Source organism: Aquitalea pelogenes, from assembly GCF_041914625.1.
Lineage (GTDB): Bacteria > Pseudomonadota > Gammaproteobacteria > Burkholderiales > Chromobacteriaceae > Aquitalea > Aquitalea pelogenes.
The window spans coordinates 124,925-140,383 of sequence record NZ_JAYSDA010000004.1; the positions used below are offsets into that span (position 1 = coordinate 124,925).

Consider the following 15,459-nt stretch of genomic DNA (forward strand, 5'->3'; position numbering starts at 1 on the left):
GGCGGAGGGGCGCGGCTTGACCATTCCACGGGAGACCAACCATGCAAGTACTCAGACAAAAACTGCTGCCACTGCAGCAGCTGTTCGACCAGGCCAGTCATGCTGCCCGCCCGCTGGTGCTGCTGCTGTTCCGGCTATGGGTGGCAAATGTATTTTTCAAGTCCGGCCTTACCAAGCTGGAGGACTGGGATACCACCTTGCTGCTGTTTTCCAATGACTACCATGTACCACTGCTGCCGCCTGCGCTGGCTGCGGTGATGGGCACCTTTGGCGAAACCGTGTTTTCCAGCCTGCTGGTCGTCGGGCTGTTTGGCCGCTTTGCCGCCGCCGGGCTGTTCGTGGTCAACCTGATGGCCGTCATCAGCTATCCGGACCTTACCGATGTCACCCGCCAGTTCCATTACTACTGGGCCATGCTGCTGCTGGCACTGTTTGCCTTCGGCCCGGGATGCCTGTCACTGGATGCCGCCTGGCAACGCTGGCACCAGCGTCGCAAAGGACATTGAAGCCACAGCGCCGGATGGGGACACATCCCCATTCCGGCTGTCCGCCTGCAAGTGGCATAATGGCGTATTGCCCATCAGACTGCTTGTACGCCCATGTCCATCACCCTCGTCATTCAATCCCCCCGTCTCGACAGCCGCGAACTGCAGGAACTGGCCACGCTGGCCGGTGCCAGCGGCATTCAGCAGCCCAGCCCCGACGTGGCCAGACTGGTAGACGCCGACCCGGCCAGCCGCGATGCCATCAGCGCCTGCTGCCAGACCCTGGGCTATGACTTTGCCTTTGTCGACAGCAGCCTGAAACTGGCCGACTTCGGCCTGCTGGTGTCCGATATGGACTCGACGCTGATCACCATCGAATGCATTGATGAAATTGCCGACATGCAAGGCATCAAGCCGCAAGTAGCCGCCATTACCGAACGCTCGATGCGTGGCGAGCTGGATTTCTCCGCCTCGCTGCGCGAACGGGTTGCCTTGCTGGCCGGCCTGTCGGAAAGCGCGCTGGAAAAGGTGTATCAGGAACGCCTGCAACTGAGCCCCGGCGCGGAAAAACTGCTGGCACGCTGCAAGGAAAACGGCATCCGCTTCATGCTGGTTTCCGGCGGCTTCACCTTCTTTACCGAACGGCTGAAACAACAACTGGGACTGGACTATGCTTACGCCAACCAGCTGGAAGTGGTGGACGGCAAGCTGACCGGCCGCGTGGTGGGCGATATCGTGGATGCCGCCGCCAAGCAGCGCCTGCTGATCGAAAAGCGCACAGAACTTGGCTTGCGTCCGGAACAGGTGATTGCCATGGGTGACGGTGCCAACGACCTGCTGATGCTGGGTGAAGCCGGCGTGGGCGTGGCCTACCGCGCCAAACCGGTGGTACAGGCCAAGGCCGATGTCGCCATCAATGTCGTGGGACTGGACGGCGTGGCCAAGCTGTTCGCCTGATCCGTTCCCACCGGGAGATCACCATGCACCTGCTGCCCGCACTGGACAGTGCCAGCTTTGATGCCCACCTGCCCTTGCAGGTGCAATTGCTGAACGACACGCAGTGCTCTGCGGCCCGCCAGCGGGAAACCCGGCTGGCGCTGCGGGTGCTGGCCGCACCGAGCGAGACTCCGGAAGAACCGGACCCGATGCTGATGCGTCTGGAAGCCAAGCTGGACCTGGCACTGGAAATTGCCCTGCTCGGCCATCATCCGGACCGCCCGCCGCTCACCCCCTGCCGACTGGGACTGGACAGCATTGCCTGGCTGTCCGACCACCCCTGGCGGGTGGGCGACGCGGTACAGATTGCCCTGATGCCCAATCCCGATTCGGCGCTGATGCTGTTTCTGGCGGCACATATCGAAGAACAGCACCCCACACCTGACGAGTCCTACGCCATCATCGCCCGCTTGCAGCTGCCACAGGACGAACAGACCCAACCCTTATGGGAACGCTGGGTGTTTCGCCGGCATCGGCGGGCCATTCTGGAACGCTGAAACCGTCCCGCTGCATTCCACTGCAATCGGCAGCCAAGTGGAATAGACTGGAATGCCCGGCACCACGCCCTTATGCCACGCCCTTCTGCAAGGATGTCGCCATGGCCAGCCCGTTTACCCTCCAAACGCTAATCGACACCGTACAGGGTGGGCTGTTGCTGGTGCAGCCGGACAGCGGCCAGATCATCGCCGCCAACCAGCTGGCGGCCATCTTGCTGGCCATGCCCCACCCCAGCCTGCAAGGTCGTCCGTTCAGCCAGTTCCTGCCCCAGGCAGAAGACAGCAGCACCCTGCGCCATCTGCTGGCGCAACAAGGCATGATCTACAACCTGCCATTCCGCTTGATCAGCGCCACCGGTCGGCCGATTGAAGTGCAACTGTCCTTGCGCGAAATCCAGCTGGCCGAGCAAACCTGCCTGGTCATCAGCTTTGGCGACCGTAGCGAAAGCCATCAGATGCGCCAGTTGATGAAGCTGGAACACCAACTGCTGCAGCGCGCACTCAATATGTTGAAAAGCATGAACCAGGACACATCAATCCAGCTGGAGGATGACCAGCTGATGGGTGTGGTCAGCATCCAGCAACTACTTGGCAACGCCCATGCCGAAACCGGCCGCATCCGGCGCTATGGCGGTGCGCTTGCCGGCATGCTGGTGCAAATCATCAATCTGCCACCACGGGATGACGACGCCGCACGGCGCCAGTTGCTGAGGCTGGCGGGCAGCCTGTGCGTACAGGGAACGCGCGACAGCGATCAGGTGGCACACCAAAGGGAAGATGCCTTTCTGGTGTTGATGCCCAATACCACTCTGGATGGCGCTCAGGAAGTGGCACAGCGCCTGCTGCAGGTGCTGGGCCAACTGGTGTATCGCAATCAGGAGCAGGAATGTCCGGTAGAAGTCTGTATCGGCCTGAGTGCATTGCGGACGGCAGAAAGCGCCCCCAATGCCATGTTCCAGCGCCTCGAGGACGCCCTGGAACAAGCCCGGCAGGCTGGCCGCAACCGGATCAGCCGCCAGGCCTGAGTCAGGCAAGAAATTGCATGCCCGCGCTCAGACGGTTTGCTTTGCCATCAGACCATCCAGCAGTTTCTGGTGAATGCCACCAAAACCGCCGTTGCTCATCACCAGGATATGATCGCCGCTGCGCGCTTCGGCCAGAATGGCGGCCAGCAGCGCATCCAGCTGGTCGAAGGTTTCCGCCTTGTCCCCCATGGGCAGCAAGGCTTCAGCCGGGCTCCAGTTAAGACCGGCGGCCGAGCAGAACACCCGGTCGGCCAGTGCCAGCGAAGCAGGCAGTGCGTCTTTCATGGTACCCAGCTTCATGGTGTTGGAGCGCGGTTCCAGCACCGCCAGAATGCGCGCATCCCCCACATGGCGGCGCAAGCCTTCCAGCGTGGTGGCAATGGCGGTGGGGTGATGGGCAAAGTCGTCATACACGGTGACACCCGCCACCTTGCCGCGCACTTCCATGCGGCGTTTTACATTGTCAAAGCGTGCCAGCGCGGCGATGGCATCGCGCACGGCCACCCCGGCGTGGCGAGCGGCGGCAATGGCAGCCACCGCATTCAGGCGGTTGTGTTCACCCATCAGTGTCCACTCCACCCGGCCTTGCAGCTGGCCATGCAGCAATACATCGAAGTGGCCATTGGCATCCGGCTCGCCCGCTTGCCAGCCATCAGCCACGCCGAATGCTTCCACCGGCGTCCAGCAGCCACGCTCCAGCACGCGGCTCAGGCTGGCCTCGCGGCCATTATTGACAATCAGGCCTTGTGCCGGGATGGTGCGTACCAGGTGATGGAATTGCGTCTCGATAGCCGCCAGATCAGCGAAGATGTCCGCATGATCGTATTCCAGATTATTCAGGATGGCAGTACGCGGCCGGTAGTGGACAAACTTGGAACGCTTGTCGAAGAAAGCGGTGTCGTATTCATCCGCCTCGATCACAAAGAAGGGGCTGGTGCTGGCCGGGTCCTGCGCCGGACGACCGGGCAGGCGGGCAGACACGCCAAAGTTCTGCGGAATGCCGCCAATCAGGAAGCCCGGAGCCAGGCCGGCGTCTTCCAGAATCCACGCCAGCATGGAGCTGGTGGTAGTCTTGCCGTGCGTGCCGGCTACGGCCAGCACCCATTTGTCGTGCAGCACGTTTTCCGCCAGCCACTGCGGGCCGGAAATATAAGGCAGGCCACGATTGAGGATTTCCTCCATCAGCGGCTTGCCACGGGTCACTACATTGCCCACCACATACATGTCGGCACCCAGCTCCAGCTGCTCGGCCCCGAATCCCTGGGTCAGGGTGATGCCCATGGCCTCCAGCTGGGTACTCATCGGAGGATAAACATTGGCATCGCAACCGGTAACGGTATGGCCTGCCTGTTTGGCGATGGCAGCGATGCCGCCCATGAAGGTGCCGCAAATGCCCAGAATGTGGATGTGCATGTGAGTGAATGCTGTGTTAACCGCGAGGGGGCTATTATAACGCTGCATTGGCCTTATATTTCACTCTGTTCACACGCGGCCCATGGCCCGTCCATCATTCAAGCCGGAGACGCTGGGCAAGCGGGCCGGCAGTTCAGGAGAAAACGCATGCGCCACGATATCGTGATTCAACAACCGGCCAGCCCTGTGCAACTGATGTTGCTGTTCCATGGCGTGGGTGGCAGCCCGGAAAGCATGGCGGAATTGGGACGCTATCTGGGCAAGAGCTTTCCGCAGGCGCTGATTGTCAGCGTAGCCGGAGCGGATGAGAGTGACCTTGGTCAGGGTTTCCAGTGGTTTTCGGTACAGGGCGTCACCGAGGAAAACCGCTTGCAACGGGTAGCCGCCGCCCTGCCCGGCTTTGTCGCCGCAGTGGAATACTGGCAGCAACAGAGCGGCCTTGGGCATGCGGCCACCGCGCTACTGGGCTTCAGCCAGGGCGCCATCATGGCACTGGAAGCCGCAGCAGCCTACCCGGCGCTGGCCAGCCGGGTGCTGGCCTTCAGCGGTCGCTTTGCCAGCCTGCCGGCGCATGCGTTACCGCAAACTACCATCCACCTGTTCCATGGCAAGGCCGACCCGGTGATACCGTATGTACACAGTGTGCGGGCAGCGGAACACCTGATTGCACTGGGTGGTGATGTGACGGCAGAAATCGAGCCTTTCGTCGGCCATCAGCTGCATGAAGACCTGCTGGAAAAAGCGGTGGAATACCTGCAATCGCATATTCCCAAGCATGTATGGGATGAGGCGCTGTCCGCCACGCCACCACAGGGCAGCATCAAACCGCATTGATGTCACGGCGAGCCGCCAGCACGGAGACTCGCCGTTCTTGCTTCAGAAAAACAGCCAGGTCATCAGGACAAACAAGGGCAACAGGATGCTGACCGACCACAGCATGTAGCCAAAGAAGCTGGGCATGGCCACGCCGCGCTGCTCGGCAATGGCTTTCACCATGAAGTTGGGGGCATTGCCGATATAGGTATTGGCCCCCATGAATACCGCACCCATGGAAATGGCCAGCAGGGTTTGCGCCAGCGGCCCCATCAGCGTCACCGCATTACCGTCTGCCAGATTGAAGAACACCAGATAGGTGGGCGCATTGTCCAGGAAGCTGGATAGCAAGCCGGTCATCCAGAAATACATGCCATTCACCGGCTGGCCATCCGCCCCGGACACCGCATGCACCAGAGCTGCAAGCTGGCCGCTGCTACCGGCACGCAAGATGGCAATGGCCGGGCCGATGGTGATGAAGATGCCGGCAAACAGCTTGCCCACTTCCAGAATCGGGTCCCAGTTGAATTCATTGCCAGCACGCACCTGCTTGGGCGTCAGCCACAGCGAAGCCAGCGCCAGCAACAGCAGCAAGCCGTCGCGTACCAGGTTTTGCAGCTCGGCATGCACACCGGCCAGTTCCAGGTGAATACCCGGCTGCCAGAATCCGGACAGCAATACCGCCCCCACCACACCGGCCAGCAGGAAAAAATTACGCTTGCCATACAAGCGCAAGGGCTGATCGTGATGCGGCTTGAATTCTTCGTCTTCACGGCGGTAGAAATGGCTGTCCAGCAAGAAGAACACCAGCAACAAGGCGGCAGACATCGTCAGCACCGGCAGCAACATGTGCAGGAAGGTCCAGCCGAACGTTACCCCCTTGAGGAAACCCAGAAACAGCGGCGGGTCCCCCAGCGGGGTCAGGCCACCACCAACATTGGCCACCAGGAAGATGAAAAACACCACCACATGCACCCGGTGCTTGCGGTTGTCATTGGCCTTCAGCAAGGGACGAATCAGCAGCATCGCTGCCCCGGTGGTGCCCATGATGGAAGCCAACGCCGTGCCGATGGCCAGGATGGCGGTGTTGACCCTGGGTGAACCATGCAGGCTGCCCCCCACCAGAATGCCGCCCGACACGGTATACAAGGCCAGCAGCAGCATGATGAAGGGAATGTATTCGCTCACCAGCGCATGCACGATCAGGCTGATGGAACTACTCACCCCGAAGCTGGCGGTAAACGGCAGCAGGAACAAAACCGTCCAGCAGGCGGTGATCTTGCCGAAATGGTGGTGCCAGAAGCCCGGAGCAAAAATAGGGAACAAGGCAATGGACAACAGGATGCCGGCAAAAGGCAGCACCCAGGCCAGGCTGAGCGTGCCGCCATCCAGGTCGGCAGCCTGTGCCAGCGCAGGCAGGGTCAGCAGCGGCAGGAAAAGCAGATAGCGCAGTGCGTTAGGCATTGAAGCTCCGTGAATACCGCGTATACATGAAAAAGGCCGGAACAGCGTCTCCGGCCCCTTGTTGCCCGACAGCGCGGGCCATGCAGCCGGACGCCTTACAGGCTGCCCTTCTGGATGAACTCGATCTTATAGCCATCCGGGTCTTCCACGAAAGCAATCACGGTGGTGCCGTGTTTCATCGGGCCGGCCTCACGTACCACCTTGCCGCCCTTGGCACGCACCGCGTCACAGGCCTGATAGGCATCTTCCACGCCGATGGCGATGTGGCCGAAGGCGTTACCCGGTTCATAGCTGTCGGTATCCCAGTTGTGGGTCAGTTCCAGCACGGTATGGTCGGCTTCGTCACCGTAACCGACAAAGGCCAGGGTAAAGCGGCCCTCCGGGTAATCCTGACGGCGCAGCAGGCGCATGCCCAGCACGTCCTGATAAAACGCCAGCGAACGTTCCAGATTGCCGACGCGCAGCATGGTGTGCAGAAATTGCATGTTGTGGACTCCTGTGAAATTGAAGAGCGGCCGCCACCGGCTGACCGGTCGCACCGGACCTGGCGCGGGGTTAACCAAAGCGGAACAGGCTAGCACCCTGTTGTTTCAACCAATGACGTGCATTCTGCCAATCGGGAAACAGGCGGGCGGTTTCCTGCCAGAAGGCCGCCGAATGGTTCATGTGCTGCAAATGGGCCAGCTCGTGGGCCAGCACATAATCGATGATGGCGAGCGGTGCCTGCACCAGTCGCCAGTTAAGGCGGATATCGCCCCGGGCGGTACAACTCCCCCAGCGGGTACGGGCTGATGACAGCGAAAGCTTGCCTGGCGGACGCGGACAGTGTGACTGCATTTGCGCCATGCGCTGGGCAAACAGCAACTGTGCCTGGCGCTTGAGCCAGCCAGCTACCACGGCCTGCAGGCCGGCCTCGTCATCCGGCGCTACGCCGGAGACTTGCAGTACATCGCCATCCAGCCTGGCACTGCGCCGCATTCCGGCTACCCGCTGCAGGCTGATGGGCCGTCCCAGCAAGGTTAAACCTGTCTGATCGGACAGTTGCTGTTTTTGTTCCCGCTGCATCAGCACATGGCGAGCAATCCAGTTACGCCGCGCCTGCAACACCTCGTGCAGGCGGGCATGGGTAACGCGCGGGTGGGCAATCAGCTCCACCCGGCCATCGGCAATGCGGATGCCGATGCTTTTGCGCACCCGGCGTACCAGGTGCACATCCACCGCGCCATCAGGCAGCGGCAGGACGGTCCAGGCGGCGGCGCTTGTCATCGGGATGGGCAAAGGGGCCGACACCGCCGATTTCCTGCTGGCGCGCTTCAATCCACTGCTGCGCCTGCTGGGTCATGGCTTCGGGGCCGACACCGTCTTGCGGATAGATGGCCGGGCCAATCACCACGGTGATTTCGCCCGGATATTTCAGGAAGGCATTACGCGGCCAGAATTCGCCGGCATTGTGCGCCACCGGCACCAGCGGCATGTCCAGCTGGCGCGACATGCGTGCCGCACCATGCTTGTACTTGCCTGCCACGCCCGGCTTGGTACGCGTGCCTTCCGGAAACACGGTAATCCAGAAGCCGTGCTTCTTGCGCTCCAGCCCCTGCTTGAGCATGCGGTCGTTGGCGCGGGCCCGGTCGGAACGGTTGATGGCAATCGGGTTCATCAAGGCCAGGCCCCAGCCGAAGAAGGGCAGCCACAGCAGCTCGCGCTTGGCCACGTAAATCTGCGAAGGGAAGATTTTCTGCAAGGCCAGGGTTTCCCAGCCGGACTGGTGCTTGGAACAAATGATGGAGGGCACCGACGGCATGTTTTCCGCCCCGATCACCTTGTATTTCAGCCCCACCACATGCACCAGCAGCCACAGCATGATCTTGGCCCAGCTCTCGCCAAACACATGGCGGGTACGGCGCGGCAGCGGCGCAGCAATGAACAGGCCGAGAAAGCACAGCGGCGTGACAATCAGCAGCAACAGCCAGTAAATCAGGTTACGAATCCAGATCATGGGTTAATTCAGCCTCACAACAAACCACTTCAGGAATTGATCAGGTGTTCTGCCGCATCAAACAGGTCGTCGAACACCAGCGTGCCTTCGGGCAAACCACCCTTCTCCAGGGTTTTCATGCCTTTGCCGGTACGCACCAGGATGGGTTGGCCGCCAACAGCCGCCACCGACTCCAGATCACGCAGGCTGTCGCCAATCAGCGGCAGGCCCTGCAATTTGACATTGAAGCGCTCGGCCAGCTCCAGCACCATGCCCGGCAACGGCTTGCGGCATTCACAGCCGTGATCCGGCCCGTGCGGGCAATAGGCCACGGCATCGATACGGCCACCGGCCTGACCCACCAGGCGGTGCATCTTCTCATGCATGGCGTTGAGCGCATGCACATCGAACAGACCACGCGCCAGACCGGACTGATTGGTGGCCACCACCACGCGCCAGCCCGCCTGGGTCAGGTTGGCTATCGCTTCCAGACTGTGCGGCAGCGGTACCCATTCCATGGTGTTCTTGACGAAATCATCGCGGTCTTCATTGATGACGCCGTCGCGATCCAGGATGACAAGTTTCATGGTTTTCCTTGGGAGGGAGCATCAATCCGGCCGGTAAACACGCGACCCTGCCGGATTGATACAGGCAATAACTGCGCCAGCCAGCCCGTCACGGGCCGGCCAGACGCTTAATCCGCCAGCAGCGAGATATCCGCCACGCGGTTGAACAGGGCCGCCAGGCGGGCCAGCAAGGCGATACGGTTGGCACGCACGGCCAGGTCGTCCGCCATCACCATCACACCATCAAAGAAGGCATCCACCGGTGCCTTCAGGCTGGAGAGCTGCGCCAGCGCACCGGCAAAGTCGTGGGCGGCAAACTTGGCGTCCACCTGCGGTGCCAGCTCGGTCACGGCAGCGTACAGGGCCTGCTCGGCGGCTTCGCTCAGCAAGGCCGGGTTGACCGAACCCACTTCGCCTTCCACCTTCTTCAGGATGTTCTTCACCCGCTTGTTGGCGGCGGCCAGGGTAGCGGCTTCCGGCAGTGCCTTGAAGGCAGCCACCGCGGCCAGTACGGCCGGTACTTCGTTCAGGGTGGACGGAGCGAGCGCCAGCACGGCTTCCACTTCGTCGGCCTGATAGTCGGCCGCCAGGTAGTTCTTCAGGCGGTCCATCATGAAGGCAAACACTTCATCAGCCGTGGTGGCGGACAGCTTGCCTGCCGGGAAGGCAGCAGCCACTAGCGTCAGCAGGGCCTTGAGGTCCAGCTTGGCTGCCAGTGCCATGCGCAGCACGCCAAGGGCCGCGCGACGCAGTGCGTACGGGTCCTTGTCGCCAGTCGGAATCAGGCCGATGCCCCAGATGCCGACAATGGCTTCCAGCTTGTCGGCCAGTGCCACGGCAGTGGCAATGTCGCCCTGCGGCAGGCTGTCACCGGCAAAGCGCGGGTGGTAGTGGCCTTCGATGGCAGCGGCAACTACCTCACTTTCGCCGTCGTGCTGGGCGTAGTACATGCCCATCACGCCTTGCAGCTCGGGGAATTCACCCACCATGTCGGTAACCAGGTCGGCCTTGGCCAGCAAGGCGGCACGCTCGGCCACCGACTGGTCCGCGCCCAGTTGGGCGGCAATCTGGCCGGCAATCGCTTGCAGGCGTTCCACACGTTCCAGCTGGCTGCCGATCTTGTTGTGGTAAACCACTTCGGCCAGTTTGGCCAGACGGGTTTCCAGACGGGCTTTCTGATCCTGCTCGAAGAAGAACTTGGCATCCGACAGACGGGCGCGCAGCACGCGCTCGTTACCCTGGATGATGTGGCTGGGATCGGCGGTTTCCAGATTGGACACCAGCAGGAAGCGGTTCATCAGCTTGCCCTTGGCGTCCAGCAGCGGGAAGTACTTCTGGTTCTGCTGCATGGTCAGGATCAGGCATTCCTGCGGCACCTTGAGGAATTCGGCTTCAAAGCCGGCTTCCAGTACCACCGGCCATTCCACCAGCGCAGTCACTTCGTCAAGCAAAGCGTCGTCGGCGGCAATGGTGGCACCATGCACGGCGGCTGCGTCAGCCAGGCGCTTCTTGATCAGCTCGCGGCGGGCATCAAAGCTGGCCAGTACCTTGCCCTGCTCGAACAGCACGCGGGCGTAGTCGTCGGCTTTTTCGACAAACACATCGCCGCTGGACAGGAAGCGGTGACCACGGGTGGCGTTGCGGCTGGTGAGGCCCAGCAGGCTGCCGTCAATCACGGTTTCGCCCCACAGCATGATCAGGCCATGCACCGGACGCACGAACTGGTAGTCGTAGTCGGCCCAGCGCATCAGCTTGGGAATCGGCAGCTTTTTCAGCGCCAGTGCGACGATGTCGGTCAGTACTGCGGACAGTGCTTCACCGGTCTTGGTGCTTTCATAGGCAAACACGTCCTGCTTGCCATCGCTCATGGTGGTGAGTGCAGCAACCTCCACGCCGCAGGAGCGGGCAAAGCCGGCCAGTGCCGGGGTGGGCTGGCCATCCTTCATGCCGGCGGCCACGGCCGGGCCCTTGCGCACGATTTTCTGGTCCGGCTGCACGGCCAGCACGGCCGGGACTTGCACGGCCAGGCGGCGCGGCGAGGCAAACACGGTGGCAGCGGCATCAGCAGCCACAAACTGCAGTTTTTTCAGTTCTTCGGTAATGGTCTGGCCAAAGCTGTGCGACAGCTTTTCCAGCGCCTTGGGCGGCAGCTCTTCGGTGAGCAACTCGATAAGCAGGGTGGCGTTCATGATTTATTCAGGTTTCTTGTGCGGAGCGGATTTGGCGAGATAGCACACGACTTGCAGCATGGTGTCGGCAACCGAGCCTTGTTCCACCGACTGCCATTTCCAGGCAAAACGTTGTACCGGGAACATGGTGGAGTACAGCTGGCGGCCACGCTTGTCGGCATATTCGAAACCGACAAAGGTGTATTGCTGCTTGCTGCAGCTGGCATAGCCGCTGGTACGCCGGATGAAATACTTGATGTCGGTAGCCTTGTCGTACTGACGTTCGCTAAAGCGCTCCTGATTCACAAAATGGACCAGCCCGTCCTTTTCCACCCAGATGGAATTACGGTCCATCGACAGTTCCAGCGCGGAACCTTGCTGGTAAACGCCCCAGTCAGGTTCTGCCGCCATGGCGGGCAGGGACAGCAGGGCCAGAAGCAGACTGATCCGTGTTTTCATGGCCGGTCAGGCCTTGGGGCACATGGGGAAACCCAGTGCCTCGCGCGCGGCGTAGTAAGCCTGGGCCACACCACGCGACAGGGTGCGTACCCGGCCGATATAGGTGGCACGTTCGGTCACCGAGATGGCACCACGGGCATCCAGCAGGTTGAAGCAGTGACCGGCCTTGAGCACCATTTCGTAAGCCGGCAGCGCCAGCGGAATGTCCAGCAGGCGCTTGGCTTCGGATTCGTAGTAGCTGAACAGTTCGAACAACTTGGGCACATTGGCGTGTTCGAAGTTGTAGGTGGACTGCTCCACTTCGTTCTGGTGGTATACGTCGCCGTAGGTCACGCGCTGACCGTTGGGGTAGACCGTCCACAGCAGGTCGTACACGTTTTCCACGCCTTGCAGATACATGGCCAGACGCTCGATACCGTAGGTGATTTCACCCAGTACCGGCTTGCAGTCGAGGCCGCCCACTTGCTGGAAGTAGGTGAACTGGGTGACTTCCATGCCGTTCAGCCAGACTTCCCAGCCCAGACCCCAGGCACCCAGCGTCGGGTTTTCCCAGTCGTCTTCAACAAAGCGGATGTCGTGCACGGTGGGGTCGATACCCAGCACCTTGAGCGAGCCCAGGTAGAGTTCCTGGATATTGGCCGGCGACGGCTTGAGCGCTACCTGGAACTGGTAGTAATGCTGCAGGCGGTTCGGGTTTTCACCGTAGCGGCCATCCTTGGGACGACGCGACGGTTGTACATAGGCAGCGTTCCACGGCTCCGGGCCGATGGCGCGCAGACAGGTGGCCGGATGCGAGGTACCGGCGCCCACCTCCATGTCGAAGGGTTGCATGATGACGCACCCTTGCTCGTTCCAATAATTCTGGAGGGTAAGGATGATTTCCTGGAAGGTAAGCATAGACGTGGGGTAGCGAGTAAAAAGTCAAAGGTCGATTCTACCGCCTAGCGTCCCCGCCGCAAAGCAAGGCAGTGGCTGAATGCTGCCGTGCGTTGTGCATTGCATGAAATCTTACGGTGCATGTGCAACCTGTGTACCGGGGTATTGATCCGCCCGGCCAGCCGGAAAGCAGGCACGAAAAAGCCGGGGCATCCCCGGCTTTGATCAACATCACACCCTGGCCCGGCCTGCTCAGTTCCAGTCCAGGATCACCTTGCCGCTCTGACCGGACAGCATGGTGGCGAAGCCTTGCTCGAAGTCATCCACCTTGAAGTGGTGGGTGATGATGGGGCGGATATCCAGCCCGGACTGGATCAACGCCACCATCTTGTACCAGGTTTCAAACATCTCGCGACCATAGATGCCCTTGATTTCCAGGCCCTTGAAGATGACCTGGCTCCAGTCGATGGCGGTATTGGCCGGCGGAATGCCCAGCAGCGCAATCTTGCCGCCGTGGTTCATGGTTTCCAGCATCTGGCGGAAGGCCTGCGGGTTGCCGGACATTTCCAGGCCCACGTCGAAACCTTCGCACATGTGCAGCTCGCTCATCACCTGCTTCAGGTCTTCGCGGGCCACGTTCACTGCACGGCTGGCTCCCATCTGGCGTGCCAGATCCAGGCGGTAGTCGTTGACGTCGGTGATCACGATATGGCGCGCACCCACATGCTTGGCAATGGCCACCGCCATGATGCCGATGGGGCCGGCACCGGTGATCAGCACGTCTTCGCCCACCAGATTGAAGGACAGCGCGGTATGCACCGCATTGCCGAAGGGGTCGAAGATGGCGGCCAGATCATCCGAAATATCGTCCGGAATCGGGAAGGCATTGAAGGCCGGAATCACCAGGTATTCGGCAAAGGCGCCTTCGCGGTTGACGCCCACACCCACGGTGTTGCGGCACAGATGACGGCGACCGGCACGACAGTTGCGGCAGTGGCCGCAGGTGATGTGGCCCTCGCCGGACACGCGCTGGCCGATTTCAAAACCACGCACTTCAGAGCCCATGGCGGCCACCACGCCCACGTATTCATGACCCACATGCATGGGCACCGGAATGGTCTTCTGCGCCCATTCGTCCCAGTTCCAGATATGGATGTCGGTGCCGCAGATGGCGGTTTTACTGATCTTGATCAGCAGGTCGTTATGGCCGATTTCCGGTTGCGGCACATCATTCATCCACAGGCCGGGAGCGGATTTCAGTTTGGAGAGTGTTTTCATTGCGTTTGCCTGTCTGTGCGTCGCCCGCCAGCATTGTGGCCAGCGGGCAGAGTTAGGGAGGATCAGTCGATCACTTTCAGTTCACGGCCCACCTTGATGAAGGCGGCCACGGCACGCTGTACCTGTTCCACCGTGTGACCGGCGGACATCTGGGTACGGATGCGCGCCTTGCCCTTGGGCACCACCGGGAAAGAGAAGCCGATCACGTACACGCCCTCCTGCAGCAGGCGGGCGGCCATTTCGCCAGCCAGGCGGGCATCACCCAGCATCACCGGAATGATGGGATGCTGGCCCGGGACCAGGGTGAAACCGGCGGCGGACATTTCGTTGCGGAACAGCTCGGCATTGCGCTTGAGCTGGGCGCGCAGCTGCTGGCCTTCGGACTGGATCAGCTTCAACACTTCCAGGCTGGCAGCGGTAATGGCCGGGGCCAGACTGTTGGAGAACAGATAGGGGCGCGAACGCTGACGCAACAGGTCGATGATGGGCTTGCGGCCGGATACATAGCCACCGGAAGCACCACCCAGCGCCTTGCCCAGCGTGCCGGTGTAGATGTCCACCTTGTCGGCCACGCCGCACAGCTCTGGCGTACCAGCACCATTTTCACCGATGAAACCGACGGCGTGCGAGTCGTCCACCATCACCAGCGCACCATGGCGGCCGGCCACTTCGCACAGGGTTTTCAGGTCGGCAATGATGCCGTCCATGGAGAACACGCCATCGGTCACGATCAGCTTGAAGCGCGCACCGGCCGCTTCGGCGGCAATCAGCTGGGCTTCCAGATCGGCCATATCGTTGTTCTTGTAACGGAAACGCTTGGCCTTGCACAGGCGCACGCCATCAATGATGGAAGCGTGGTTCAGTTCGTCGGAAATCACCGCGTCTTCTTCGCCCAGCAGGGTTTCGAACACGCCGCCGTTGGCGTCGAAACAGCTGGAATACAGGATGGTGTCGTCAGTACCGAGGAAGCCAGAAATGGCCTGCTCCAGATCCTTGTGCACCTGCTGGGTACCACAGATGAAGCGCACCGAGGCGCAGCCATAGCCATAGTCGTCCAGTCCACGCTTGGCGGCGTCGATCAGGCGGGCATCATCAGCCAGCCCCAGATAGTTGTTGGCGCAGAAGTTGAGCACATGCGCACCACCAGCCAGCGCGATATCGGAGCGCTGCGGTGTGGCAATCACCCGTTCCGGCTTTTCAAATCCATCGGCGCGAATTTGGGCCAGCGTGGCTTCCAGGTGGGCAAGATAGGTATGGTTCATGGCAGGGATGTCCTTGTAGGCCAATCGTGAGGCGCCGGGACTGCAGTCGCAGCGGGATCACCGCGCGCCGGAAACTGTCATCCATTCTAGCCCAGCGTATCCGGCTTTATCAGTGACAGTTGTCAAGGAAATCACGGGCCGGCTGTCACCATGCCGATGCCCCGCTCCGGGATACTGTCACC

At 61.2% G+C, this 15,459-nt stretch carries 16 protein-coding genes; 5 read left to right on the forward strand and 11 right to left on the reverse strand.

The window, feature by feature from the left end:
* Nucleotides 1–41: 41 nt before the first annotated feature.
* The 4 genes from ACE3SE_RS05060 (at nt 42) to ACE3SE_RS05075 (ending at nt 3,003) form a co-directional block, all read left to right on the forward strand.
* A complete protein-coding gene (locus ACE3SE_RS05060; RefSeq protein WP_062787580.1) occupies nt 42–506 on the forward strand; it encodes a DoxX family protein in 465 nt (154 codons plus the stop codon).
* 93 nt (nt 507–599) lie between these two features.
* Nucleotides 600–1,442, forward strand: coding sequence for a phosphoserine phosphatase SerB (gene serB / locus ACE3SE_RS05065; protein ID WP_374554128.1), 843 nt, complete (start codon nt 600–602; stop codon nt 1,440–1,442).
* Between the two features lie 23 nt (nt 1,443–1,465).
* Nucleotides 1,466–1,978, forward strand: a complete 513-nt coding sequence (locus ACE3SE_RS05070; RefSeq protein WP_374554129.1) for a hypothetical protein — start codon at nt 1,466–1,468, stop codon at nt 1,976–1,978.
* A gap of 101 nt (nt 1,979–2,079) precedes the next feature.
* Nucleotides 2,080–3,003 (forward strand): GGDEF domain-containing protein, encoded by a 924-nt coding sequence (locus ACE3SE_RS05075; protein ID WP_374554130.1) that lies wholly within the window; start codon nt 2,080–2,082, stop codon nt 3,001–3,003.
* Between the two features lie 27 nt (nt 3,004–3,030).
* Here the strand turns inward: ACE3SE_RS05075 and mpl are convergent, their stop codons facing one another.
* The gene (gene mpl, locus ACE3SE_RS05080) at nt 3,031–4,416 is read right to left on the reverse strand and encodes a UDP-N-acetylmuramate:L-alanyl-gamma-D-glutamyl-meso-diaminopimelate ligase (RefSeq protein ID WP_374554131.1); all 1,386 of its coding nucleotides are present in this window, start codon (nt 4,414–4,416) and stop codon (nt 3,031–3,033) included.
* A 147-nt stretch (nt 4,417–4,563) separates the two neighbouring features.
* Between mpl and ypfH the strand changes: the two genes are divergently transcribed.
* Complete coding sequence (ypfH, locus tag ACE3SE_RS05085) at nt 4,564–5,250, forward strand: esterase (RefSeq protein WP_374554132.1); 687 nt, start codon at nt 4,564–4,566, stop codon at nt 5,248–5,250.
* A 42-nt stretch (nt 5,251–5,292) separates the two neighbouring features.
* Here ypfH and ACE3SE_RS05090 read toward each other — a convergent pair whose 3' ends face one another.
* The 10 genes from ACE3SE_RS05090 to ACE3SE_RS05135 form a co-directional block, all read right to left on the reverse strand.
* Nucleotides 5,293–6,693, reverse strand: coding sequence for a sodium:proton antiporter (locus ACE3SE_RS05090; protein ID WP_374554133.1), 1,401 nt, complete (start codon nt 6,691–6,693; stop codon nt 5,293–5,295).
* Between the two features lie 95 nt (nt 6,694–6,788).
* Nucleotides 6,789–7,178, reverse strand: a complete 390-nt coding sequence (gene gloA / locus ACE3SE_RS05095) for a lactoylglutathione lyase (protein WP_131358347.1) — start codon at nt 7,176–7,178, stop codon at nt 6,789–6,791.
* 70 nt (nt 7,179–7,248) lie between these two features.
* Nucleotides 7,249–7,983 (reverse strand): M48 family metallopeptidase, encoded by a 735-nt coding sequence (locus tag ACE3SE_RS05100; RefSeq protein ID WP_374554134.1) that lies wholly within the window; start codon nt 7,981–7,983, stop codon nt 7,249–7,251.
* Nucleotides 7,919–8,689, reverse strand: coding sequence for a lysophospholipid acyltransferase family protein (locus ACE3SE_RS05105; protein ID WP_045847553.1), 771 nt, complete (start codon nt 8,687–8,689; stop codon nt 7,919–7,921). The genes ACE3SE_RS05100 and ACE3SE_RS05105 overlap by 65 nt, the downstream gene beginning before the upstream one ends.
* 29 nt (nt 8,690–8,718) lie before the next feature.
* The gene (gene gmhB / locus ACE3SE_RS05110) at nt 8,719–9,255 is read right to left on the reverse strand and encodes a D-glycero-beta-D-manno-heptose 1,7-bisphosphate 7-phosphatase (RefSeq protein ID WP_045847554.1); all 537 of its coding nucleotides are present in this window, start codon (nt 9,253–9,255) and stop codon (nt 8,719–8,721) included.
* Nucleotides 9,256–9,362: 107 nt separating this feature from the next.
* A complete protein-coding gene (glyS, locus tag ACE3SE_RS05115) occupies nt 9,363–11,423 on the reverse strand; it encodes a glycine--tRNA ligase subunit beta (RefSeq protein WP_374554135.1) in 2,061 nt (686 codons plus the stop codon).
* Between the two features lie 3 nt (nt 11,424–11,426).
* Nucleotides 11,427–11,861 carry a surface-adhesin E family protein gene (locus ACE3SE_RS05120; RefSeq protein ID WP_045847556.1) on the reverse strand — a complete coding sequence of 145 codons (435 nt, stop codon included), beginning with the start codon at nt 11,859–11,861 and terminating at the stop codon, nt 11,427–11,429.
* A gap of 6 nt (nt 11,862–11,867) precedes the next feature.
* Nucleotides 11,868–12,758: a glycine--tRNA ligase subunit alpha gene (glyQ, locus tag ACE3SE_RS05125; RefSeq protein ID WP_045847557.1), complete on the reverse strand. Its 891-nt coding sequence runs from the start codon at nt 12,756–12,758 to the stop codon at nt 11,868–11,870.
* A gap of 231 nt (nt 12,759–12,989) precedes the next feature.
* On the reverse strand, nt 12,990–14,015 hold the full coding sequence (gene tdh / locus ACE3SE_RS05130) for an L-threonine 3-dehydrogenase (protein ID WP_374554136.1): 1,026 nt from the start codon (nt 14,013–14,015) through the stop codon (nt 12,990–12,992).
* A gap of 62 nt (nt 14,016–14,077) precedes the next feature.
* Nucleotides 14,078–15,277 (reverse strand): glycine C-acetyltransferase, encoded by a 1,200-nt coding sequence (locus ACE3SE_RS05135; RefSeq protein ID WP_131358341.1) that lies wholly within the window; start codon nt 15,275–15,277, stop codon nt 14,078–14,080.
* Between the last annotated feature and the right edge of the window lie 182 nt (nt 15,278–15,459).